The 23,939-nt window shown below is 41.9% G+C and carries 20 protein-coding genes; 15 read left to right on the top strand and 5 right to left on the bottom strand.

Annotated features, from left to right (window positions below; genetic code table 11):
• Window positions 1-149: 149 nt before the first annotated feature.
• Window positions 150-722 carry a flavin reductase family protein gene (locus ABXS70_RS11025; RefSeq protein ID WP_366295785.1) on the bottom strand — a complete coding sequence of 191 codons (573 nt, stop codon included), beginning with the start codon at window positions 720-722 and terminating at the stop codon, window positions 150-152.
• A gap of 57 nt (window positions 723-779) precedes the next feature.
• On the bottom strand, window positions 780-1,157 hold the full coding sequence (locus ABXS70_RS11020; protein WP_342551181.1) for a MerR family transcriptional regulator: 378 nt from the start codon (window positions 1,155-1,157) through the stop codon (window positions 780-782).
• Between the two features lie 132 nt (window positions 1,158-1,289).
• On the opposite strand from ABXS70_RS11020, the gene ABXS70_RS11015 reads away from it, so the two are divergent.
• The 13 genes from ABXS70_RS11015 to ABXS70_RS10955 all read left to right on the top strand — a co-directional run bounded on the left by ABXS70_RS11015 (window position 1,290) and on the right by ABXS70_RS10955 (window position 16,973).
• A complete protein-coding gene (locus ABXS70_RS11015) occupies window positions 1,290-2,261 on the top strand; it encodes an aldo/keto reductase family protein (protein ID WP_366295782.1) in 972 nt (323 codons plus the stop codon).
• Window positions 2,262-3,044: 783 nt separating this feature from the next.
• Complete coding sequence (locus ABXS70_RS11010) at window positions 3,045-4,235, top strand: glycine C-acetyltransferase (RefSeq protein ID WP_366295780.1); 1,191 nt, start codon at window positions 3,045-3,047, stop codon at window positions 4,233-4,235.
• A 37-nt stretch (window positions 4,236-4,272) separates the two neighbouring features.
• Window positions 4,273-5,232, top strand: a complete 960-nt coding sequence (locus ABXS70_RS11005; protein ID WP_366295778.1) for an L-threonine 3-dehydrogenase — start codon at window positions 4,273-4,275, stop codon at window positions 5,230-5,232.
• Between the two features lie 423 nt (window positions 5,233-5,655).
• Complete coding sequence (gene murF / locus ABXS70_RS11000) at window positions 5,656-7,029, top strand: UDP-N-acetylmuramoyl-tripeptide--D-alanyl-D-alanine ligase (protein WP_366295776.1); 1,374 nt, start codon at window positions 5,656-5,658, stop codon at window positions 7,027-7,029.
• A gap of 148 nt (window positions 7,030-7,177) precedes the next feature.
• On the top strand, window positions 7,178-7,738 hold the full coding sequence (locus tag ABXS70_RS10995) for an XRE family transcriptional regulator (protein WP_342551190.1): 561 nt from the start codon (window positions 7,178-7,180) through the stop codon (window positions 7,736-7,738).
• A gap of 215 nt (window positions 7,739-7,953) precedes the next feature.
• On the top strand, window positions 7,954-9,180 hold the full coding sequence (locus ABXS70_RS10990) for an MFS transporter (RefSeq protein WP_366295774.1): 1,227 nt from the start codon (window positions 7,954-7,956) through the stop codon (window positions 9,178-9,180).
• A gap of 5 nt (window positions 9,181-9,185) precedes the next feature.
• Window positions 9,186-9,617: a universal stress protein gene (locus ABXS70_RS10985; protein ID WP_342551192.1), complete on the top strand. Its 432-nt coding sequence runs from the start codon at window positions 9,186-9,188 to the stop codon at window positions 9,615-9,617.
• A gap of 276 nt (window positions 9,618-9,893) precedes the next feature.
• Complete coding sequence (locus ABXS70_RS10980) at window positions 9,894-10,880, top strand: iron-siderophore ABC transporter substrate-binding protein (RefSeq protein WP_342551193.1); 987 nt, start codon at window positions 9,894-9,896, stop codon at window positions 10,878-10,880.
• Window positions 10,881-11,079: 199 nt separating this feature from the next.
• Window positions 11,080-11,547, top strand: coding sequence for a hypothetical protein (locus ABXS70_RS10975; protein WP_366295771.1), 468 nt, complete (start codon window positions 11,080-11,082; stop codon window positions 11,545-11,547).
• A 174-nt stretch (window positions 11,548-11,721) separates the two neighbouring features.
• Window positions 11,722-12,459: a hypothetical protein gene (locus tag ABXS70_RS10970; protein WP_366295769.1), complete on the top strand. Its 738-nt coding sequence runs from the start codon at window positions 11,722-11,724 to the stop codon at window positions 12,457-12,459.
• A gap of 250 nt (window positions 12,460-12,709) precedes the next feature.
• Window positions 12,710-13,906, top strand: a complete 1,197-nt coding sequence (locus ABXS70_RS10965; protein WP_366295767.1) for a sensor histidine kinase — start codon at window positions 12,710-12,712, stop codon at window positions 13,904-13,906.
• A gap of 24 nt (window positions 13,907-13,930) precedes the next feature.
• Window positions 13,931-14,575, top strand: coding sequence for a response regulator transcription factor (locus tag ABXS70_RS10960; RefSeq protein WP_366295765.1), 645 nt, complete (start codon window positions 13,931-13,933; stop codon window positions 14,573-14,575).
• A 184-nt stretch (window positions 14,576-14,759) separates the two neighbouring features.
• On the top strand, window positions 14,760-16,973 hold the full coding sequence (locus ABXS70_RS10955; protein WP_366295763.1) for an MMPL family transporter: 2,214 nt from the start codon (window positions 14,760-14,762) through the stop codon (window positions 16,971-16,973).
• A gap of 15 nt (window positions 16,974-16,988) precedes the next feature.
• Here ABXS70_RS10955 and ABXS70_RS10950 read toward each other — a convergent pair whose 3' ends face one another.
• From ABXS70_RS10950 to ABXS70_RS10940, 3 genes are all read right to left on the bottom strand, one after another.
• Window positions 16,989-17,600, bottom strand: coding sequence for a TetR/AcrR family transcriptional regulator (locus ABXS70_RS10950; RefSeq protein ID WP_366295761.1), 612 nt, complete (start codon window positions 17,598-17,600; stop codon window positions 16,989-16,991).
• A 256-nt stretch (window positions 17,601-17,856) separates the two neighbouring features.
• Window positions 17,857-18,594 carry an AraC family transcriptional regulator gene (locus ABXS70_RS10945; RefSeq protein ID WP_366295759.1) on the bottom strand — a complete coding sequence of 246 codons (738 nt, stop codon included), beginning with the start codon at window positions 18,592-18,594 and terminating at the stop codon, window positions 17,857-17,859.
• A gap of 20 nt (window positions 18,595-18,614) precedes the next feature.
• Window positions 18,615-19,454, bottom strand: a complete 840-nt coding sequence (locus ABXS70_RS10940; protein WP_366295757.1) for a response regulator — start codon at window positions 19,452-19,454, stop codon at window positions 18,615-18,617.
• A gap of 280 nt (window positions 19,455-19,734) precedes the next feature.
• On the opposite strand from ABXS70_RS10940, the gene ABXS70_RS10935 reads away from it, so the two are divergent.
• Both ABXS70_RS10935 and ABXS70_RS10930 read left to right on the top strand, forming a co-directional pair.
• Complete coding sequence (locus tag ABXS70_RS10935) at window positions 19,735-22,017, top strand: glycoside hydrolase family 3 C-terminal domain-containing protein (RefSeq protein WP_366295755.1); 2,283 nt, start codon at window positions 19,735-19,737, stop codon at window positions 22,015-22,017.
• Window positions 22,018-22,164: 147 nt separating this feature from the next.
• On the top strand, window positions 22,165-23,781 hold the full coding sequence (locus ABXS70_RS10930) for a HAMP domain-containing methyl-accepting chemotaxis protein (protein ID WP_366295753.1): 1,617 nt from the start codon (window positions 22,165-22,167) through the stop codon (window positions 23,779-23,781).
• Window positions 23,782-23,939 lie beyond the last annotated feature (158 nt).

Here is a 23,939-nt window from a genome sequence, read left to right as displayed (position 1 = left end):
GTCTCGTATTTCGATGATTCAATCACCATCCTTGCGGATGAAGCTTAAAATTGCGCTGCGTGCCTATAATGTTCTGTGTGAAAGTTTGGCACGGGAGCTGCAGAAAGCAAACGTTGAACAATAACACATCGATCCAGCTCTAGTTAGATCTACCTCGATCTAGTAAGATACATTGGATGGTTCTTTTCCGGGCTTTCGTGATTTAATATTTTGTAGGTTGATCGTCCTGTATATAATGGAATCTCAAGCTTTGAAAAGTCGGGAAGTCCATTCTCTAGAAAACATTGATCATCCCTATACCGCTGTACAATTTCTCCTGCTATCCACTCATGGTCGCCAAGGCTTGTAATGCTGAGCGTTCGGCATTCATACGCAAAGTAGGCATCCGTAAGAACAGGTATATCAACTTGAAGTCCTTCTTCATACCCAATATTGAATTCCTTGAATTTATCCAAATCTCTTCCGCTGTATGTTCCAACGGCTTGAATTATTTCGGAGCAATGTGCAGGCAAAAAGTGTACACCGAATGCCCCGCTTTGCTCAATTAATGAGTAGGTAAAAGTTTCTTTGCGAAGAGATATACCATATATTCCTGGCGATGAGCCGATGTATGTGTGCCATCCTGAAGCCATGATATTTTGCTGTCCCTCATGACGCGCAGTCACTATGGCAACCATTCCGGGGTATGAGTACCATGATTCGTCTTGGATCGGTTGTCGCATGCAAGTCACTCCTAATAAAAATATTTTCAACAGGGTTTAATGATAAACAACAACATATTATTTGGTATCGATATGGAAGATGCCTATCTCATTATAATGTTCCAGCTTGTAATCAATGGTCCCCAGGCTGCAGTTCAACATCTCCATTTGCTTCAAAATATTTTGACGATGCTGCTGCAGCATTTCTTTTCTCTGTTCACTAGTGATTGAACCTTCGAGACAGAGCAGCATGAATGCTTTTATATCCTCAAGCGGCATACCACTGTCTCTCAGACAGCGTACCAATTCCAGCCAACTTATATCCATCTCCGAATATTTACGGGTACCGTACTCTGTCTTTTTCAACAAAGGCATCAGACCTGCCCGATCATAGAATCGCAATGTGGAAGCAGGCAGTTGGGTGCGTTCCGCAGCTTGTTTAATCGTAAATTCCAAGCAAATCTTCCTTTCAAAAAATGGTTAAAGGCCTTGACTTAAACCTAAGTTTAACGACTATCCTCAGATAGTACAATAGAGCGTTTACAATTATAGGCTCTAGTCCAACTATTCTCATAAGGAGTGATTCAGTTGAAATACAGAAGGCTGGGTAGAAGTGGGTTGAAGGTTAGTGAGATCGGATTGGGAAGCTGGCTGACCTATGGATCGGCCACTTCAGAGGAGGCGGCACGTGCATGTATGCGTAAAGCATACGAACTCGGCATTAACTTTTTTGATACATCAAATTCGTATCCAGGTGCGGAAGAGGTTATGGGAAACACGTTGAAGCCTTATTCACGCAGCAGTTATGTCCTTGCTACAAAGTTGTTTTTCCCGCAAGGATCGGGACCGAATGATCGCGGGTTGTCACGTAAACACATTATCGAACAGTGTGAGGCGAGCTTGAAACGATTGGGTACAGATTACATTGACTTATATCAGTGTCATCGTTTTGATTCCGAAACTCCTGTTGACGAAACGCTTCGAGCATTGGATGATCTGCAAGCGCAGGGCAAAATTTTATATGCAGGTGTCAGTGAATGGACGGCCGCACAAATTGCAGAAGCATCCGAGATCAGCAAACGTCTGAATTTGCGTCCGTTGATTTCCAATCAGCCGATCTACAATATGTTTGAGCGTTATATCGAGCGAGAAGGTGTGATTGAGCAGTGCGAGCAGGAAGGGCTGGGGATCATCGTGTTCTCTCCATTAGCACAAGGTGTTCTCACGGGCAAATACAAACCGGGGCAGCAAATTCCTGAAGGCACGCGGGCTGCGAACCATCAAACGAATGGGGTCATCAATAGTTATTTACGTGAGGATGTGCTCCAATGTACTGTACAGCTGGCGGAAATTGCTAACGAACTCGGAGTAACCTTGTCTCAATTTGCATTAGCTTGGATTCTACGTCAACCCGTAGTAAGTTCTGCCATCATTGGTTCCAGCAGACCCGCACAGATTGAAGAGAATATCAAAGCGGTTAAGCTTGAACTGACACCTGATCTAATTATGGAAACTGAAAACATTCTGTCTTCCATCAGTCATTTCGCGCCACTGCGATAATAATGAAGAAAAGAATGGGGCTGCCTAAGGGAGCTTTTCTTTTGAAATGAAAAAGTCCCTTTCCTAATTTACTCCCGATTCAGGATGTCAAACGTCTCAGGGAGAAATTTGGCATTATTTAGAAGGGATCTGTGTAGAAGTGAAACCAAGAACCGAATAGATAGCTCTCATTGTCGTTTTAACTGTTCTATATAAGAAAAAAAACAGTCAGGAATTTCCGTTGTTAATGCTCCGAACTGATCACCCGCGGCTCTCAAAGGCATAAATACTCGACCATCAACCAACATACCGTTAAGATGAACTGCCTCATCTGCATGTGCAGCCATCGGTGTAAGTAGTAAAACAATGGATAGGAATCCGGCAATTATTATAGAGTATTATTTTGAAGATAACAAAGGCACATCTTTTAACCGCTTTCGAATATCCATGACTAGAGTAAATGACTTTTCTAGTTCCATTTTGCGAAATTTAATAAAAAAATTGAAATGGCAATTCGAAAAAGTTTAAGTTTGGTAGTTTAACATTAAGCTGAAATTGGATAGCGATTAGCAGAACTCGATTTTGTACAAAGCGTAAACAAGATGGAGTAACGATTGATTTCCCCATTCCCGTAACAAATCGTTATGTGCATTTGCGGATCTTTTATTTTTTTGTCCACCACATGTGTACATAAAACAAAAAAGGTGATACATTGAAATCAATATAACCCCTTTTATAAAAGGTTTCTTCGAAGAATATCATGTCTCCTGTAAGAGGACATACGTATATCGAGGAGGGAATGGAATGTCAAGTCAAGCATTAGACCAATTCTTAAGTTCGAGCATCGAAGATCTAAAGACTAAAGATCTGTATAACGACATCGATACGCTGCAGGGTGCAAATGGTCCTGTGATTCGTATCGACGGGAAGTCTCTGATCAATTTGTCTTCTAATAACTATTTGGGATTGGCGACAGATTACCGTCTGATTGATGCTTCAGTTAAGGCAGCTCAGACATACGGGGCAGGCGCAGGGGCTGTGAGAACAATTAATGGTACGATGGATCTTCATATTGAGCTTGAAGAAAAACTAGCCCTTTTCAAAAAAACGGAAGCCGTTATCGTGTATCAATCGGGATTTAACTGCAATATGGCTGCTATATCCGCGGTAATGGATCAGCATGATGCAATCTTATCAGATGAACTGAACCACGCTTCAATTATTGATGGCTGCCGCCTGTCGAGAGCCAAGGTGATCCGCTTTAAACATTCGGATATGAATGATTTAAGACAGCAGGCGAAAGAGGCCAAGGAATCCGGACAGTACCGTAAAATTATGGTCATTACCGACGGAGTTTTCTCGATGGATGGTGATATCGCAAAACTGCCCGAAATCGTGAAAATAGCAGAAGAATTCGATCTGATTACTTATGTGGATGATGCCCATGGTTCAGGCGTTCTCGGAGCAGGTGCAGGAACCGTGAAGCATTTTGGATTGTCCGACCGCATCGACTTTCAGATTGGTACTCTTTCCAAGGCGATCGGCGTTGTCGGCGGTTATGTCGCGGGTAAAAAACAACTGATCGAATGGTTGAAGCTGAGAAGCCGCCCATTTCTTTTCTCGACATCGCTGCCTCCGGCTGTAATTGCTTCTTGCAGCGCTTCAGTCGACATTTTGATGAATGACAAAGAGCTGATCGAGAAGCTGTGGGAGAACGGCAAGGACTTGAAAAATGGATTGAAACGACTTGGATATGATATAGGCCAAAGCGAAACGCCGATCACACCTTGTATCATTGGCGATGAAGTAACCACCCAACAGTTCAGCAAACGACTCTATGAAGAAGGCGTTTATGCCAAGGCCATCCTGTTTCCGACGGTTCCAAAAGGAACGGGAAGAATACGCAACATGCCGACAGCTTCCCATACCAAGGAGATGCTGGACCAGGTGATCTCTGTTTATGAGAAAGTCGGCAAGGAAATGAAGCTGATTTAGCTGCATTCGCGGGAGTCTATTGCGGGAGGAATGTCTTATGAACAAGATTTTGGTGACCGGAGCACTAGGCCAAATCGGTTCTGAGTTAGTCGTTAAATTACGTGAGATTTATGGTGCGGATCACGTCGTTGCTGCGGATCTCAGGTCATCATCCCACGAAATTACCCAATCCGGACCATTCGAGCTGCTGGACGTGACGAATGCTAAGGCGATGTTCGAAATCGCCAAGCGGTACAAAGTAGATACCGTCATTCATTTGGCCGCGCTGCTGTCAGCTGTCGCGGAGGAGAAACCCTTGCTTGCCTGGAACTTGAATATGGGCGGTTTGATGAATGCACTTGAAGTATCCAGGGAGCTCGGCTGTCAATTTTTCACTCCAAGCTCCATTGGCTCTTTTGGCCCTTCGACTCCGAAAGACAATACCCCGCAGGATACGATCCAGAGGCCCAATACGATGTACGGTGTGAACAAGGTGTCCGGCGAACTGCTTTGTGATTACTATTTTCATAAATACGGCTTGGATACGAGGGGATTGCGACTTCCGGGTTTGATATCTTATATGACGCCACCTGGCGGAGGAACGACAGATTACGCGGTGGAAATTTATTATGCAGCCGTATCGACTGGCCGGTATACCTCGTATATCGCCAAAGGCTCAAACATGGACATGATGTATATGCCGGATGCCCTAAACGCCATCATTGATTTAATGGAAGCGGATTCATCCCGGTTGATACACCGAAATTCATTTAATGTCACCGCAATGAGCGTGGATCCGGAGGCGATCGCTGCAGCAATTCGGGATGAGTTTCCCGGCTTTATCCTCGATTATGACATTGACCCGAAGAGACAGGCGATTGCCGATAGCTGGCCGCATTCCATTGATGCGACGGCAGCAAAAACAGAATGGGGATTCCATGCCCGCTACGACTTGAAGGCCATGACGAAGGATATGCTTTCACAGCTAAGCGAGAGACAAATGCTTCGCAAAGCTTAAAGCTATGATGAATATGCTATACAAAGCGAGTAGAAATACAAAAGAAAAGCTGCAGTAAAAGGTCAGCCTTAACCGGACCTTTTGCTGCAGCTTCTTTTATCATCCAGCCCTGACATTTCCCTAGTCTGCGGCTTATCAGATAAAGAACACGGCATATTGCACCGTCTGTCATATGAGCAAATCATTATATGGCCTTATACACTTGCGTGGTTTCTTAAATATGAGAAGAATGGTCCCATTGTAGTAACACAGGGGGCAATATCTAAAAGATGAAAATATGATCAATTTAATGTGTATGAGAACCACTCTTTATAGAAAAAGCCTTTGTGTTGGATCTTTTGATTTCTTCTCATACATGTCATTATCAAAAATAAGATGAGTTATGAGCTCCACTTAAAAAATAATTCAATGGATGGTGCAGTGATGATTAATCATAAACTCAAAGTTATCGAACGCATGTCAGCAGGTGAAGGATTATCGTTGGATTTTGAGGAACTCATAATTCATGGTGTGTCTATTGACTCCAGGAATATAACGCCAGGGAATTTATTTGTTCCAATCATAAGAGAGTTAGATGGTCATAATTATGTAAGTGAAGCAATATCTAAAGGAGCAATTGCTTCTTTCTGGCAAAAGGATCACCCTAGTCCACCAGATCATTTTCCGTTAATTTATGTAGATGACTGTTTAGAATCCTTACAAAAATTAGCGGCAGAATACCGAAAAGAGTTACAAATTAAAGTTATAGGTGTTACGGGAAGCAATGGTAAAACAACTACAAAAGAGATGCTAAATTCTGTCTTACAGGAAAAATTTCGAGTCCATAAAACAGAAGGTAATTTAAACAGTCAAATCGGTGTCCCTTTAACGATTTTAGCGATAGATAAAGATTCTGAAATTGCAGTAATCGAGATGGGGATGAGTGAAAGAGGTCAAATTGAGCAGCTCTCCCGAATTACTCATCCAGACATAGCCTTAATTACAATGATAGGAGTTTCACATCTATCTAGTCTCGGCTCTAGAGAACAAATAGCAGCAGCAAAATTAGAAATTATTAGTGGTCTAAAGAATGGTGGGTGCTTTGTTTTCCAAGGTGACGAGCAGTTATTAGTTAAAGAAATAAATAATATTAAAAGAAATATCTTATTAGAAACAATTAGTTTTGGACAGGGAGACTTTAATGATGTAATTGCCAAAAATACAATATCAAGTGCCGAGGGTTCACAATTCTCAGTTGCAAACCAAGTGTACTACCTTCCACTTCCTGCTAAGCATAATATTAATAATGCTCTTGCTACCATTGCTATTGCTCTAAGATTGGGTTTAAACACTTCTGAAATTAATGAGGGGTTTACTCAGCTGAAATTGCCTAATATGAGATTTGAGAAAATCAGTTCACCCTTGGGATTTACCATTATTAATGATGCTTGGAATGCCAGCCCGGATTCCGTCTATGCAGCAGTTACGACTTTTCAGGAAATGACGGGTTATAGTAAGAAGCATTTAGTAATTGGTGATATGCTTGAACTGGGCGATAATGAAATAGAGTTTCACCAAGTTGTTGGAAGATACCTTGATCCAGATAAAATAAATTATATTTATACTTATGGTGATCTCAGTTATTATATTGGTTCAGAAGCAAAAAGAAGATATCCATTAGAGGCAGTGATGACTTTTAAAGATCAAATAATCCTAGCGAATACATTAAAGCAAAAAATCAAGATAAATGATGTGATTTTGTTAAAAGCATCTAGAGAGATGCAAATTGATTTAATAATTCCTTCCTTAATGAATTAGTTCGACTACCTAAATTTTTTATAGCTGCATTTCGTATTTATCAACTGATTCTTCTATAGCAAGTGGAAGTCCATTACAGCTCGTATGGAAAAGAATTCAGATAAACAATATACTAGCTATAACAGTTTATTGTTGAGGTGAATATCTAATGGATGAAATCGATGAATCAAAACAACTTGTATTACAAATCGGCGGTGCATTGAAAAAGTATAGAAAAGAAAAAAACATAACCTTGGACGACTTATCCGAATTAACAGGCGTAAGCAAACTTACACTGGGAAATATCGAACGTGGCGAGACAAATCCGACTCTGGCAATCATATGGAAAATTTCAAAAGGGATATCTTTACCGCTATTGGCTTTGATCCAAACAGAGAAGCCGGTTCGTGTTTATCGTGCTGGCGAAGGATTAAGGTTTTCTAATGATGAAAAAAATTGGAGCATTGAACCGGTCTTTAAAAGCAATGATATTGAAATGTGCCGGGCGTACTTACAGCCAAACAGCTCGTATTGTCCTGAAGGTCATCACGTAAATACAACTGAAATTGCAACAGTGATGACAGGTTCCATTGAGATACAAGTCGGTGAAGAAGTCTACACACTGAATCAATATGATACGATCAGTTTTCGTGCAGATTCTCCTCATTCTTATACCAATCGTACCAACAGCCAAACCGTTCTCCATATTTCCTTAAAATATGGTTTCTAAAATTCGAAAATCCACTTATGAAATACAACTTCGATTTCCATGACGGAAGATCTGAGTTGTATTTTTTTATATAAATTCAGTATGTTTTAAAATACTTATTGATTAAAAAAGTATATTATAATATACTTTCACTATTCGCGCGGATGCTATAGCAAAGATTTTCAAATCAGAATAAAGCAAATCATACGAAAGATTACAGGAAGGAGAAATAAAGTATGCCGAATAAACAACAAAACGTACAGTCCTCTATGGGGTTGATCATTCTCGGCATCATTGTTATTGCAGCTAATATACGTACTCCCTTAACCTCAGTAGGTCCTTTAGTGAGTCTTATAAGGGATGACGTTCATATTTCAAATACATCAGCAGGCCTGATCACGACGGTACCCTTGCTGGCCTTTGCTCTATTATCGTCTCTAGTACCCAAATTAGGACGAAGATATGGGGTAGAGCGTATTATTATGATTGCTCTAATTTTTCTGACTGCTGGTATTGTTATACGGTCATTATCGGGCGCAATTCATCTGTTTATCGGGACAGCGGTTCTAGGATTCGCGATTGCCATATGTAATGTGTTATTGCCAAGTATAATCAAAAGAGATTTTCCAGATAAAATTGGCTCCATGACAGGTGCTTACTCCATTTCAATGAATTTATGTGGAGCAATCGCATCAGGAATCAGTGTGCCCCTAGCTGTGAACGCTGGTCTTAAATGGCAGGGTGCATTAGGAGTATGGGGAATTCTAAGCTTTATATCGGTCCTCTGTTGGCTGCCTCAATTAAGAAAACAAACAAAGCAAACAGTCACGACGAGTCAAAGAATTGTCAGCCATGATGTGAATGTTTGGAAATCCCCGCTTGCCTGGCAGGTAACCTTGTTCATGGGGATACAGTCCATGATATTTTATGTATTGATCGCTTGGATGCCTGAAATTTTAAAGCAGCAGGGAATTGCCCCCAACCAATCAGGATGGTTCTTGTCCATCATGCAGTTAGGGATGCTTCCATTTACTTTTATCGTTCCTGTTATTGCTGGGCGTATGTCTAACCAACGTTTGTTAGTAGTCATCACTACCGTTTTGCTTTTAACGGGAACACTCGGACTTCTATACGGCTGTCCCAATATCATTCTGCTGTGGATCATCATGCTCGGAATTGGTGGAGGCTTCGCCTTTAGTTTGTCCATGATGTTTTTCGGACTGCGCACTGAGAATGCGCATCAAGCAGCGGAACTATCCGGCATGGCACAATCGATCGGATATCTTCTTGCCGCTATGGGTCCAGCCCTTATTGGATATCTGCATGATGCATCAAATAGCTGGGACCTGCCACTTTTTATTTTGCTAGGAGCTTCGGTCCTGCTCTTTTTAGTAGGCATGGGAGCAGCAAGCAATCGTACTGTAGGCAGCCCAAATCGTTACGAGCAGCCGCGGAAAGGATGATAACGATGTTTGACAAAGTTATGGTGGCCATTGATAAAGCTGAAATAACCAATAAACTTCTTGATGCAGCCGTTGAAATAGCCCAAAATAAACATTCTCAAATCACCTTGGTTAAAGTAAGTCAGGATTATGTGTCGAATGGAATGACATATGTACCCGAGAGATTTTTGGAAGAGATAGTGGACGAAATGGAAAAAGCGAGTTTGGAGCTGCTGCAGCACGCCAAATCTAAATTAAAAGCTGAAGGGATAAATCCGGAAACTGTTCATCTCAAAGGAGATCCTGCGTATGAGATATTAAAATATGCAAGGGAAACCGAGCAGCAGCTTATTATTATCGGAAGCCGGGGACTAATAGGGGTAAAAGGAATGATGCTTGGAAGTGTCAGCCACAAAGTTTCACAATTATCAAGCTGCCCAGTCCTCATTGTACACTAACTCTTTTAGGAACTACTGAAAGGTTGCATTGTTACAGTGGCGGAGAAGTATATCGCAAGAATTATACAGCGGCAATGTAGGATACGAATATCCTACATTGCCGTTGTTTCTAGAGCTAGCAGCTGCCCACGTCATGAACAGAATGGGAGGTTACATCGAATCTTGACATTAGGTTTGTAATCGTTCTGCAAGCAATGGACAGCACCCTCCGCCAATTGACGATGATAATTATTATCATTATAATGTGTCCATTCTATATAAAAGGGGGAAAGAAATTTGTTACATAGAAAAAACTTTAAAGCTGCTTTACTCCTACTATTGTTTAGTATCCTTTTCCTTTCTGGTTGTGGTATAAATGACAGCAAACGCGTTACGCAAAGTGATCATAATGCAGTTAAAACGGACGAGAGCGCGTCCGATAACTCCATATCTATCCAGAACGAAGAAGGGGAAACCACAATAATTGGAGAGCCCAAAAAGATTGCAGTTCTAAATTGGCAGCTAGCTGATTTTCTCTTAGCCTTGGACATCAAACCTTATGCTATGACAAATTTTATTGGGGAGACGAACCTGGAATATTTAGAGAACGATGCATTAGATGGTGTAATTGATCTCGGAGACAAGCCCAATCTCGAATTACTCTCTCAAAGCAATCCGGATTTAATCATCGGTTGGGAAAGCCGAAGAGAAATTTACGACCAGTTGACCAAAATCGCACCCACAATCCTTACAAAGGAAAATGAGGATTGGCGTAAATCTTTGCAAGAACTCGGAAGTATGCTTGGCAAAAACAAGGAAGCGGAAGAATGGTTAGCTCAGTATGATCAGAAGGCAGCTGCTTCAATGCACCTCCTTAGCTCAAAGATTGATCCTACTGAAAATGTCCTCTATATGCGTGTGATGCCTAAGGTACTTCGAATCTATAACTCAACTCAATCCTTGGGAGCAACGTTATCTCAAGATATGGGCCTACACTATTTGCCTCAAACCGAATCGATCCAAAATTTCGAAAATATTTCAATTGAACAGCTGCCTGAGCTAAATCCAGATCATATTTTTATTCAGGTAGGGCGCCCTCTGCGTGGCGGAGATCAAGAAGCTAAAAAGATATATGAGGAGTTAACTCGAAGTTCGATCTGGAACAGCATGAAGGCAATGAAGAATAAACAAGTGTATACTGTACCTCACTGGGTCATTAGTGACGCTCCCTATATTAAGGAGAAATCGATTGATCTCTTGTTAGAGAAGCTCGGCGTGAACTAATAATGCAGCCTTCAGTTAGGAATGTTGGTTAATGCTTAGCCATCCTTTTGAATAGACCTGGCAGGAAATGCAATCGGTTCCCTTTTAGACTTGTATCTAATCGGCATCTTGCTTTTCAAATCATTAAACTAACGGGCAGAATAAATCAATCAAGGATGTTACAATGGAGACGCATATTTAAAAGTAAAGGAAATGAATCATGGATAAAAAAACGCTGCTTGCTTGGGAGAGTAAACATAAAGCAATAAAGCGAACTGTAGAGGGTTTCTGGGATTGTTTTAGAAAATGGCGTGAAGAAGAGAGAGGCGATTATCTCAATACATTTCAAGGTAAGCTGTACGAAGAATTTTTAAGTGTTCAAGAACGTTCCATTTATCTTAAGTATTCTTTCAATGTCGAAGAAGCAGTTATATTTTGTTCAGTCGATATATTTTATTTGGAAGAAGAAATAGGTAGTTATGACATTGAATTTAATTTAGATGGCGAGATTGCTGATGACTATTTGGATTTTAGCGATACTTTATTAAAGGATAAGATCTCAAAAATGAAATATAATCTAAACATTGCCCGTAACGCCCTCAAAGAGGGAATGGATACGGGCACAATATCCAAAATCACTGGAATTGATGTAAAGTATGTACAGATTTTAAAGGGAAAATATTGTTGAAATAACGGGAAATTACAGCTCCAACAACAAGAAAGCAGCTGGTCATTGTGATGGGCTGTTTTTTTGTTTAATGAATGGTTACTCACCACGCCTTCCGTAAAAAACACACAAAGCATATCCAGCACAAAATCTGCAGGGGACACGCCCAAGGGAAATAAGTAAGGAGAGACTCACATGTACCTAAAAGAATTTGACTTGGACTTACCATATATTGAGGATACTGAAAGCATTGAATCGCTAATGGAATTACAAAAATGTGATTACAAAGAAGCAGCAAAATTAGATTATGAATTAAATTGGAAATGGAGAAGACGTTCATTTAGGTTGGAAACTCGCTGTATTACAGCGATGTTTGAACGTTTGTTTGGGAAATACAAAACAAACGATTGTTGGAAAGTACTAATAGAATGTGTAGAGAACATATCGGAAGAAAGGATTGTTAATGATTCAGGAGTGTGCTCGGCGCCAATCCAGTTTAGTTTGAATAACTATCTTGCCAAAAATGAGATGGAGAAAAAAAGGGCTGCGCTTCGACTACTGATGGACGGACTCGAGAAACTAGCTTTACGTAATCGTTGGGCTATCGAGCCATTTAGAAAAACAGCAATACAAATAGAAGAGTTAGGTTACGTAAATGAGTGGACGTGGAAAAAAATGGTTAAGAGCCCTAATAAGAAGTACAATGCTAAAGTCATATGCCATCATACTGTAGAAAGCATGGATATATTTATATCTATTCTACAACGAGATGGTGCCCAAGTACTTTTAGAAAAGGTCATATCAGAACAACCGGATGAATTTGCTTATGCTAAACATTTAGGCGAAATTAAATGGGAATCTGATTTTGAAGTTGCTTTGATTAACAAGAAAGGCAATGAAAAGTGTTTGGTGGGTATTGAAAAAAGTCGGTGAAAGTCGTTGTTTATCTGTCGGAGGACAAGAAAAGGTCCTAGTTCCGATTAGATGTACATCTAAACACACATCAAATGTACTTAAAATTTCATTAAAGTACCCTAATACATGAAATTCTTCAACTTTTTTAGAACAACTGACACGAGCCGCTAGGTATTATAAAAGGCAGCGGGAAATGTCCGAAAGGGCATGTACTAACGTACTATTATTTCTGGTGAAAAGAGGTATACTGGATACCGAGGTGAATCCAATGTGGTTTAAGAAAAGACTGAATGCCGCTTCAGATGTAGAGGAACCTATCGATCCTTTATCCGCTTCGCGGCTCCCTGTGTTAATATGGCTATGCCTTGTTACCACTGCAACTCTTATATTACAGACCATGACAGCGCCCATTATTATTCCGAGTGTTTTTTTCGTGATAGTAATGCTCGCCCATAGTTACTTTTACTGGATAACAGGTTCAGTCGTTGCTTATTCCAAACCGTTATATATTATAATTCAAGCAATTTTAATATACGGTAGTGCTATTCTTATGCCGGACGGCATGCCGGCGATTCTGATTGGTCTTATACCTGTACTGATCGGGCAAACCGTTGCGATCTATTTCGAAACAGCAAAAGTAGTTTTTATTGCATTTGTGCTCTATGTCATGTTTTGTTCTCTAACTTTATTTAATCGAACTGGCCCTGAGGCGGCACTGCTTGTTTTATTACTTTTACTCATGATGGTTGTAGTCATATCATACGCTTCATTGTTTTACAAACAAGTTAATGCACGTGTCAGAACCCAAAATTTCTTGCGGGAATTAGAGCTGGCTCATCAAAAAGTAGAGGAACTTACACTCACTGGTGAGAGACAGCGGATGGCTAGGGATTTGCATGACACATTGGCCCAAGGCCTTGCCGGAATTATTATGCAGCTGGAAGCTGCAAGCATTCATCAAGAAAAGGGGAACCAGCTCAAAGCAAAGGAAATTATACGTAATGCCATGGTACAGGCCAGACAATCATTGGCAGACGCACGAAGAGCAATAGATGATTTACGCACAAAATCAAACCCTTCCATCACGTTCAGCGAGGCGTTTCAAGAACAACTGGAACGATTCCGGCAGGCGACTGGGATTACTACTGAATTTCAGGGAGAGCTTTCTTCACAGTTATCGAAAGTGCAGATGGAGCATATCCTGCATATTTTGAGCGAATCCCTTATGAATATCGCCCGTCACGCACAAGCGAACCTTGTCACAGTAACTACCAGCCAAAGCAGCAATAAGTTCACCCTGAACATCGTTGATAACGGCCAAGGATTTAACACGGGTCACATCGGAAAATTACATGGCCACTACGGTTTGATTGGTATACAGGAGCGCGCCAGACTCATTGGTGGAAGTATTGAGATTGAGAGTAATGAAGAAGGAACAACTGTACATTTAAGTGTTCCATTATAATCAGAGCAGGAGAGGGATAACCGCATGAAGCACAAAGTCCTGATTGTGGACGATCATTGGGTTGTAAGAGAAGGTCTGAAGCTTATTCTTGAAACAGACGACAATTACAGCATTGTAGGAGAAGCAAACGAAGGTGTTGAGGCATTAAAACTGATGGAAAGTTCAGAACCGGATGTCATCCTGATGGACCTTAACATGCCAGGGGGGCTTGGGGGACTGGACACCATGAAACGGATGCAGGAGCAAGGCCTTCTTATTCCAGTTATCATTCTTACCACATATAACGAGGACGAACTTATGATCGAAGGTTTATCCCTGGGTGCCAAAGGATATCTTTTAAAGGATACCAGCCGTGAAAATCTGTTCCGTACATTGGACTCTGCTCTCCGTGGAGAGACCTTGCTTCAGCCAGAGATTACGGCCAGAGTATTTGCTCATCAGACCCGATCGCTAGCCCGAAAAACGGAACCTACCTTGCTTAGCGATAAAGAAACGATTGTATTGCAAGCCATCGCAAGAGGGATGCGCAGCAAGGAGATTGCTTTCGACATGGGCATTGCCGAACGTACGGTGAAAGCTCATCTAACTAATATTTACAACAAACTTGGCGTGGATTCGCGGTCTGAAGCGGTTGCTGTCGCTGTCGAAAAGGGACTCCTGCACCTCTAAGTAAAAAATACTCGCGTACGTCTTGACACAATCTAACGTACATGCCCGATCTTGCCCGATCGTACATTTGGGGAATGCCCTTATGTACGATTTTTTTTCGTCTATTTTTCAATACAATACAGACATAGGGTGGTGATGACACACTTCCTAATTGCAGCAAGTTGAAAGGGGCATGACATTTATTATGGCAAAATGGTTATATCGTCTCGGAGCCTGGTCTTCGAGGAAAAGAAAAACAGTAATTACAGCAACACTTACACTTCTCATTGTAATGGCATCTCTCGGCCTAGGCATGGGGACTGCGTTCACAGGCGAGATGACCATACCCGGAACAAAATCCGACCAGGCCGCCGAGGTATTGAAATCCGAATTTCCCGCGTCGGATGGTGGTGGTCAGATTCGTCTGATTTTCAAAGCGGATCAGGGATTGCTCACCTCAGAGGGTAATCAATCTAAAATAAAAAAGGCGTTGAGAGATGTTAAAACGGACCTGTCCGTCGTCTCCGTTTCAAATCCATACGAAACCATGACACTAAGTCCAGACAAAAAAATCGGATATGCTGATATTACGTACAAACAAGCCGCAAGTGAAGTCGAAGAACATTCAAAAGAAAACGTACTAAATATAGCAGAAATGTTAACCAAAAATGGAGTGCAGACAGAACTCGGAGGCAGTGTGGCTTTCTCTGAAATTGAGGTAGGCGGCATCTCTGAAGTCATCGGAATTCTGATTGCGTTTATGATTCTGGCTTTTACCTTCACATCATTTCTGGCAGCCGGATTACCTATTCTGACAGCAGTGATCGGTTTGGGAATTGGCTTGATGACCGTAATCGTTGGATCAAACTTTGTATCGATGTCTTCATTTTCAATCACTCTCGCTGTCATGCTCGCTTTAGCCGTAGGTATTGACTACGCTCTGTTCATTATATCCCGCTACCGTCAACAGCTGGCCGAAGGTTATGACCGTGAGACGGCCATTGCGCAAGCCAATGCTACTGCCGGAGGATCCGTCGTGTTTGCGGGACTGACCGTTATTATCGCCCTTGTAGGGCTCTCCGTTGTTCAAATTCCGTTTATTACCATGATGGGCTTGGCTGCAGCAATCAGTGTATTTGTCGCAGTGCTTATTGCCATCATCTTTGTGCCTGCTATTCTGGCTGTTGCAGGAGATCGGATCAGTCCGGCACGGGAAAATCGCTGGTTGCGCAAATGGTCGGGTCAAAAGAAAAATAAAACAAAAGATAACGCTTGGGGAGGAATGATCACCCGAAAACCGTGGTTAACCTCGATTGTATCCATAGTCATTCTTGCGGTATGTACATTGCCATTCCTGCACATGGAGCTAGGCTTGCCCGATAGCGGGCTTAAATCAACTGAAACCACGGAACGAAGAGGTTACGACTTATTAGCAGAGGGATTTGGAGCCGGCTTTAATGGTCCGCTTGTCATTGTAGCCAAGACCAGTGACAGCAAGGATGGCCAGAAGAAGATTGCGGAGGCAGCCACTTACATCAAAGATATTCCAGGTGTTGCAAGTGTATCACCTGCGATTCCTAGTCCTTCGGGACAAGCAGCAATCATTACCGTATTGCCTGAGACAGGACCACATGATATTCGCACAACTGAATTAGTACAAGCTATTCGGGATCAATCGGAGAACGTGCTGAAAAAAGACAACGTAGAGATTATGGTAACCGGTGGGACGGCAGTCAACATTGATATTTCCGAAAAATTACAGGAGGCACTGCCTAAGTTTGCATTGCTTATCGTTGGACTCGCCTTTGTTCTGCTAATGCTCGTATTCCGTTCAATCCTGGTTCCTATTAAAGCAGTTGCCGGCTTCTTGTTCACGTTAGGTTCAACACTTGGTTTTATCGTATGGGTCATACAGGATGGATACCTCGGCAGCTTGTTCGGCATTCCAGAACCTGGACCCGTCTTGAGTTTCCTACCTATTCTTGTGACCGGAATTTTGTTCGGACTGGCAATGGATTACGAAGTATTTCTGGTAAGCAGAATGCGTGAGGATTATACCCACACGGGCGACGCCCACCGTTCAGTAAGAAGTGGATTAACTCACAGCGGGCCTGTGGTTACAGCCGCTGGCCTCATCATGATTGCGGTGTTTGCCAGCTTTATTTTTGCCGAAGATACGATCATCAAATCGATGGGACTTGCCCTTGCCTTTGGTATCCTGGTAGATGCCTTTATCGTACGAATGACACTTGTACCCGCTGTCATGACAATACTGGGTAAACACGCTTGGTATCTGCCTAAATGGTTGGATCGGCTTCTGCCTAATATCGATATTGAAGGCGAATCCATTATGCAAGAGAATAGGAAGGAGAACAAAGTGGCGCCAAATACCAAAGTCCAGACGGAGACACACATCTAAATAACAAAAATGTAATTAAGCCTTAAGCGCTGAAAGGAAAGTTGTTTTAAGAATGTTAAATTGTTGATTCAAGTCTACCCGGGTATGGAATGCATCCGTATCATGCAGCGAGGACATTTTTTTAGAAAAGTTACCGAATACATTCATCATCGTAATTAGTGTATCTACTGTATTCATGTCCGTGCGCACAGAACCATCCCGTTCGCCTAAATGGGCCAGCTCCGTAAACAGATGGATCAGCTGATCATATGCGTCCTGATAAATTTGTAAGTTCTCCAAAGGTGCTTTAGACAAGGCAACATAACATTCAAATGCTTCTATAAGTTTGGAATTCTGTTGGTAATGAGCTTGATGATAGAAGACCAAAGCGTCAAAAATGCGCTCCATTTTCTCATAACACGTACCTTCGTCATGTAATACGTCTTGAAGTATCTCAATTTCTGAATGCACAATGTTAGCCGCAACTTCCACAATAAGATGTTCTTTCTTAGGAAAGTAACGGAAAATTGTCGCGACGCCAAGTATCGCTTCATTGGCAATTTCCTGCATCGTCGTCTGCTCAAAACCCTGTCGTGCAAATACTGCTGTAGCCGCTTCAATGATTGCGGTTCGGCGTTTCTGCCGCAAGCTTGTGCGCTCCTGTTCTAACCTTTGCTTGGGTTGAATGATAATGACCTCCTTAAGTTCAATTAAATTATGCTATCAACTTAAGTATGGTTTGTCAACGGAAGAGGATCTTGTATACCAACAATAGATACGGACCATATTCTTAAAACAACTTCAACAAATTGCATAATAACAAAGAAGAACCTTCCACTCATAATTCATATGGTGTAGAAGGTTTTTTTCTGTTTCCATGAGTCCAATGATCGTATTGGAAAAATTAACGGTTTCTATATTCCTGAGGTGTGCAGCCATATTGTTTTTTGAAAATTTTTATAAAATGAGGGGGAGCCATGAACCCAAGCTTTTTGCTCACATCAGCAACTTTAAGTTCGGTTTGGGTCAGGAGGTGAACCGCTCTTTGCATGCGCAGTCGAAACAGATAATCGCCAATCGTTTCTCCTGTTGCTGTTTTGTAGACTTTAGACAAGTAGACCGGATGCAGTCCAACATGATCTGCAATAATTTGCAACGAGATCCCATCTGAAAGATGATTCTGAATGTAGGCATGCACACTTGAAGCAATATCATCGTGAGTATGCCTAATCTGATTTATCGCTTTGCTTCGATGAAACTGAATTATTTTCTCAGCCCAGCCATATACACGATGGCTGGAAATTTGACTTTTTTTTCGAATCATCAAATCGAACTCTTCATTAAGCAGTTCATCTACCGTAACATGTTGTGAGCGAAATGCAATGGCAAAGGTGGATGATAAGTACAGCAAGCAGGTATAGAGAACTTCATGAGACAGGTCCGCCCCTTCTTCATCCACTACAAGCACACGTTTGATTTTGGCAATCGCTTCTTCCCAGTTTCCAGCTTCCAACAATTGCGGCAGAAGTGGAGGCTCCAAAAGTTGAAGATAACCTTGATCCATCACGGGGCTCGGCAGCTGATCGTCGACGGTAATAAAATAGCTTTTATGGTCACCAACATTTTGTTGAATAACCGCCACGCACCGATTAAAACCTTCACTTAATCCTCTAGGAAAAAGCTCTCTTGCCCCAAACAGATGGAGATTGCCCCATTTAGAAATTTTTGCACATGATTTTGCAGCTTAACTGCAAAAGAATCAACAGAATTTAGTGTTTTGCGGTCCTCATGATGAACGAGGAACACCAGATACCCCTGATCGGTAATACAATGCCATAATCCAAATGGAGTGAAAACTTCATCTGCAATATTGGTAATCGCATATTCAAGGAGGGATAGAGATTGAAGATCATATCCTGAGAATTCCTCTTCCATTCGGATCACCATCATTCGATAGTTGTCTTCCATACGGATAGGAAGATTCAGAATCTTCAGGCGCTCCTCCAAAATATGCTGACTCATAGGCTTATTTTGGAGGAGATCATTAAGAAACTGATTTCGCAACACGGGAAGATTAGCATGTAACATGTGCTGGATCTGCTGCATTGAACTTATCTTTTCCCATTCTTGCTCAATATTCTTAATGGCGTCTTCAACAGTCTTGATAAGCGCTTGAGTGTCCACAGGTTTAAGCATATAGTTCATCGCCTGATAGCGAATGGCTTGCTGCGCATATTCAAATTCATCATGTCCTGACAAAATAATACTCTGAATGCGAGGAGCTGATAAGCGAATAAGGCGGATTAATTCAAGGCCATCCATTTCAGGCATACGTATATCCGTAATCATCACATCAATCGCAAACCGGGACGTGATATCCAGTGCTTCCTCGGCAGAGTAGGCACGATGCACTTCTTCGATGCCGCTATCTTCCCAAGGAATCGTGAGAGCAAGACTGTCCACCACAGACTTCTCGTCGTCTACAATTAAAAGCGCATACATAAGTGCAACAACTTCCTTCCTGATGATTGGTCTCCTTATTGTAGGCAATCATCACGGGCATTACAATCCGGATCTCCTTCTTAACCTGCGAATATTAAGATATTGTTATCCGTGTTTGGATGTAGTTATCTATAGGTGTAAAAAAGGACACAAAAGTCAAAATGAATCTTGCGAAATGCGTTATGCAATCTTAAGAATGCGTTATATGCCTTCTTCTCCCTCAACCGTAAAATAAAATGGATACCTTTAAATGATACATAACGAAAGGGAGTATCCATGGATGAAACGAGATATTAAACAGCTCATAGATCAAATGACAATCGAGGAGAAAGCCAGTCTGTGTTCCGGCAGCACCTTCTGGACAACCACAGGAATCGAAAGATTAGGTATTCCATCCATTATGCTAGCTGACGGACCACATGGACTGCGAAAACAAGATGGAGAATCGGATCATCTGGGTCTGAACGAAAGTGTACCCGCGACATGTTTTCCTACAGCCAGCGGGCTGGCAAGTTCCTGGAATCGCGACCTGATTGAACAGGTAGGAAGTACCATTGGTAAAGAAGCCCAGACTGAGAATGTATCTGTTTTGCTGGGACCAGGTGCTAATATCAAGCGCTCCCCGCTGTGCGGACGAAACTTTGAGTATTTTTCTGAAGATCCGTATCTTACAGGTGAACTGGCTTCATCTCACATTCGCGGTGTGCAAAGCCAGGGAGTCGGCACTTCGTTGAAGCATTTTGCCGTTAACAATCAGGAGGATCGTCGAATGTCTGTTAATGCGGTAGTGGATGAAAGGACTTTACGCGAAATTTACTTAACTGGCTTTGAAAAAGCGGTCAAACAAGCTCAACCATGGACTCTTATGTCTGCATACAACAAAGTTAATGGGACCTATGCATCGGAGAATCCCTACCTGCTGAATGATATATTGCGAGAAGAATGGGGTCATGACGGAATTGTTATGTCAGACTGGGGAGCAGTCAGTGAAATTGTACCTAGCGTGGCGGCAGGCATGGAACTTGAAATGCCGCCTTCCAATGGGGAGGCACAACTTAAAATTATTCAAGCGGTTGAAGAGGGCACACTCGATATCTCATTACTTGATCAAGCGGTCGAACGCTTGCTTACGGTTATTTTTAAATGTGCAGATCATATGCAGCAAGATGCGACATACGATGCTGAAGAGCATCATGCTTTTGCGAGACAGGTGGCCCAAGAGACCATGGTATTGCTGAAAAACGAAAATGGGATACTACCATTGCAGAAAACGGGCCATATCGCTGTTATTGGAGAACTAGCCCAATCTGCCCGTTATCAGGGCGGGGGAAGTTCACACATTAATGCAACGAAAATTGATATTCCTTATGAGCAGTTGCTTCTTTCAGCAGGAGACCAAGCACAACTCACGTATGCGCAGGGATATGAACTGAGCTCGGATGAAACCAATGCTCCATTATTACAAGCTGCTCTGGAAACGGCAGCGGCAGCTGATGTGGCCATCTTGTTTGTAGGACTACCCGATCGTTATGAATCTGAGGGATATGACCGCAAACATCTTGACCTGCCAAACAATCATCAGGAGCTCATTACCGCAATAGCTGCTGTTCAACCTAATGTAATTGTAGTGTTGAGCAATGGTGCCCCTGTCGTTATGCCTTGGCTCCACAATGTCAAAGCCGTTCTGGAAGCATATCTGGGGGGACAGGCAACTGGAGGCGCTATCGCTGATATTTTATTTGGTGATGCCAACCCGAGCGGCAAGCTTGCCGAGACGTTCCCGCGTTCAACCAAACACAATCCATCCGCATTGTTTTTCCCTGGTGATGGAAACCAGGTTGAATACAGAGAGGGGATATTTGTAGGTTATCGGTACTATGAAGCCAAAGATATAGAACCGCTGTTTCCTTTTGGTTATGGACTAAGCTACACACAATTTGAATACTCCAACCTGACTGTTGATAAAAGGAAGATCAACGATACAGATTGCATCAACGTCTCGGTAAAGATTAAGAATACTGGTTCTGTGCAGGGTAAGGAGATTGTTCAACTTTATATTCATGACACAGCATCCCGTGTTACACGTCCTGACAAAGAGTTGAAGGGCTTCACCAAGATCGACTTAAAACCAGGTGAAGAGAAACAAGTCACAATAAGTCTCGATAAACGTTCATTTGCATATTACGATGTAGAGCGATCCGATTGGCATGTGGACAGCGGCGAATTCGAGATATTGGTAGGTGCATCTTCTCAAGAGATTAGGCTTACAACAAAAGTTGTCGTAAATTCGACATCCCGTGAAATTATCCCAACATACCATCGTGATACTACTTTTGGTGAGCTGCTTGCAAATCCTAAAACGATGGCAATTTTTTCTCAAATGCAACCTCAAGCGGATCAGGATCAAAGTGAGATTCAATCCAGTGCAGTATCCGCTGAGATGGTTCAAGCTTCCATGCAGTATTTGCCATTGCGGAACCTGATTCCTTTTTCAGGGATGACAGAGGAAACCTTATCACAATTACTTGCAGCATTGAATCAGGCAGTACAAAGCGAAACATAGAATTTGATCTTTCTTTTCAGCTTGATTTCAGATAAAAGTCGCCATGAAGGCGACTTTTATCCTTTGTATAGTCTTTATACTTAACTCGTACATGTATAAATTTATAAGAATTATTAATATGTAACTTTTAGAGAAGGTGGATATTAAATGAGTATTCGTAGGAAAATGCTATTCGTGTTTGGGACTGTTATTGTACTGTATCTCGTGGCACTAAGTTACCAAAATTACAAATCTTTAATCCAAAATGAAAAGTTGGAAGAGATACGAAAAGTTCAATTTACCTCCTCGCTGAAAGCACAGGAGATGCAGGAGAGTCTGATGGAATACCAGGTTCAAATGATGCTTCCATCGATTGGATATGCGTCTAAGGAATCCGTTGAAGAAGCAAGTGCACAATTGTTAACAAAATTCAAGCAAGCTTTGCAAGAGTATTCTGCATTGAATCCATCCGAAAAAAATGAAGCAGTTCAGATTCAGGAAGCATATTCCAGTTACATTGACCAAGGTCATTTGGAGGGAGGACAGAAACTAAACGAATTAATCCTTGGATTAAAATCCAAAAGTGTGATTGATGTGAACTCCAATATTCATACATTGATCACGTCCAACAAAAATGTATTTTGGCAGTCCATCACATATCAGTTATTAGTGACTTTACTTGTTATCGTCATCGCCCTGCTGCTCGCGCGTTCTATTATTAAGCCTATTGAACGTCTCGTTAAAGGAACGGAACGGATCCATAATGGAGATTTAAGCCAGTCATTTCATTCAAACGCTTCAGATGAGATTGGCAAACTTGCAATTATGTTTGAAGTCATGCGCACTGGCCTTACAGGCTTCATACGTTCAGCCCAGGATAATTCCGATGTGGTTGTACAAACCAGTCAGAATCTAATAAAGAATTTGGAGAAGTCCTCCATTTCAATGAGAAAAATTGGTCGGTCGGCAGCTTCCGTTTCCGATGGAGCGCTTGTACAACTTCAGTCAGCAGAAGAAACGGTACGAGCCATAGATGAAGTAGCCCGAGGCATTGCCCTGATCAGTGAGTCAAATAATGAAGCTACAGAATGTTCATCCACTACTGAACAAGAAGCTAGAAAGGGAGAGGAACTTCTAAAGAACGCTAAACTTCGCATTGACCGCTTTAATCACACGATGGATGAAATAGAAAGATCTGTTGCGACAATGAAACAGCATTCCGTTACTATTCAAGAAATCGTTCATCTTATAGCGACAGTTGCTCGTCAAACTGACTTACTCGCTCTTAACGCAGGTATAGAGTCTGCAAGAAGTGGGGAACAAGGAAGAGGATTTTCCGTTGTTGCAAGTGAAATTCGCTCACTGGCAGATCAAACCCGTCGATCGTTAAGCAACATATTTGATACGATTAACGACATTCAGGAAGATACGGTATCAGCAAACACTATCGTAGTTCAAGGAAAAAAAGAGTTGGCACAAACGATAAATGCAGTTGAACAAGCAGGTCAAGCATTCGCAATGATCCTTGAATCTGCCAAAGACGTTGCCAGTCAGATGCAAGAGATCTCATCCGCTTCTGAGCAATTATCCGCAAGCTCTGAGGAGGTCAGCGCTTCGATGCAGCATTTAGCTTCTATTGCCAAACAAGCACATACAGAAAGCACAACGATGGTTCAGGCCGTTGAACAGCAGATGGTTATTGCAGAAGAAATACAGCATTTTTCCGATAACATTCGAGATTCTGCTTTTAATATGAGAGATCAAATCTCCATTTACAAAACCTGATATATGTGAGGATGAGGGCGAAAATAGAAAAAATGAAAAGGATTCGGAGTATGGAGAGAAATCGGGAGAGTTGATACTAAATTCTAACTGCTGTAACGATTAAACCAATCATTTAGATTACGCTATTCCATCTTTGTTATGAGTTATATCCCTCTCTT

It is taken from the genome of Paenibacillus sp. AN1007 (genome assembly GCF_040702995.1).
In the GTDB taxonomy this organism is placed as follows: domain Bacteria; phylum Bacillota; class Bacilli; order Paenibacillales; family Paenibacillaceae; genus Paenibacillus.
This window is presented reverse-complemented; position numbering and strand designations above follow the sequence as displayed.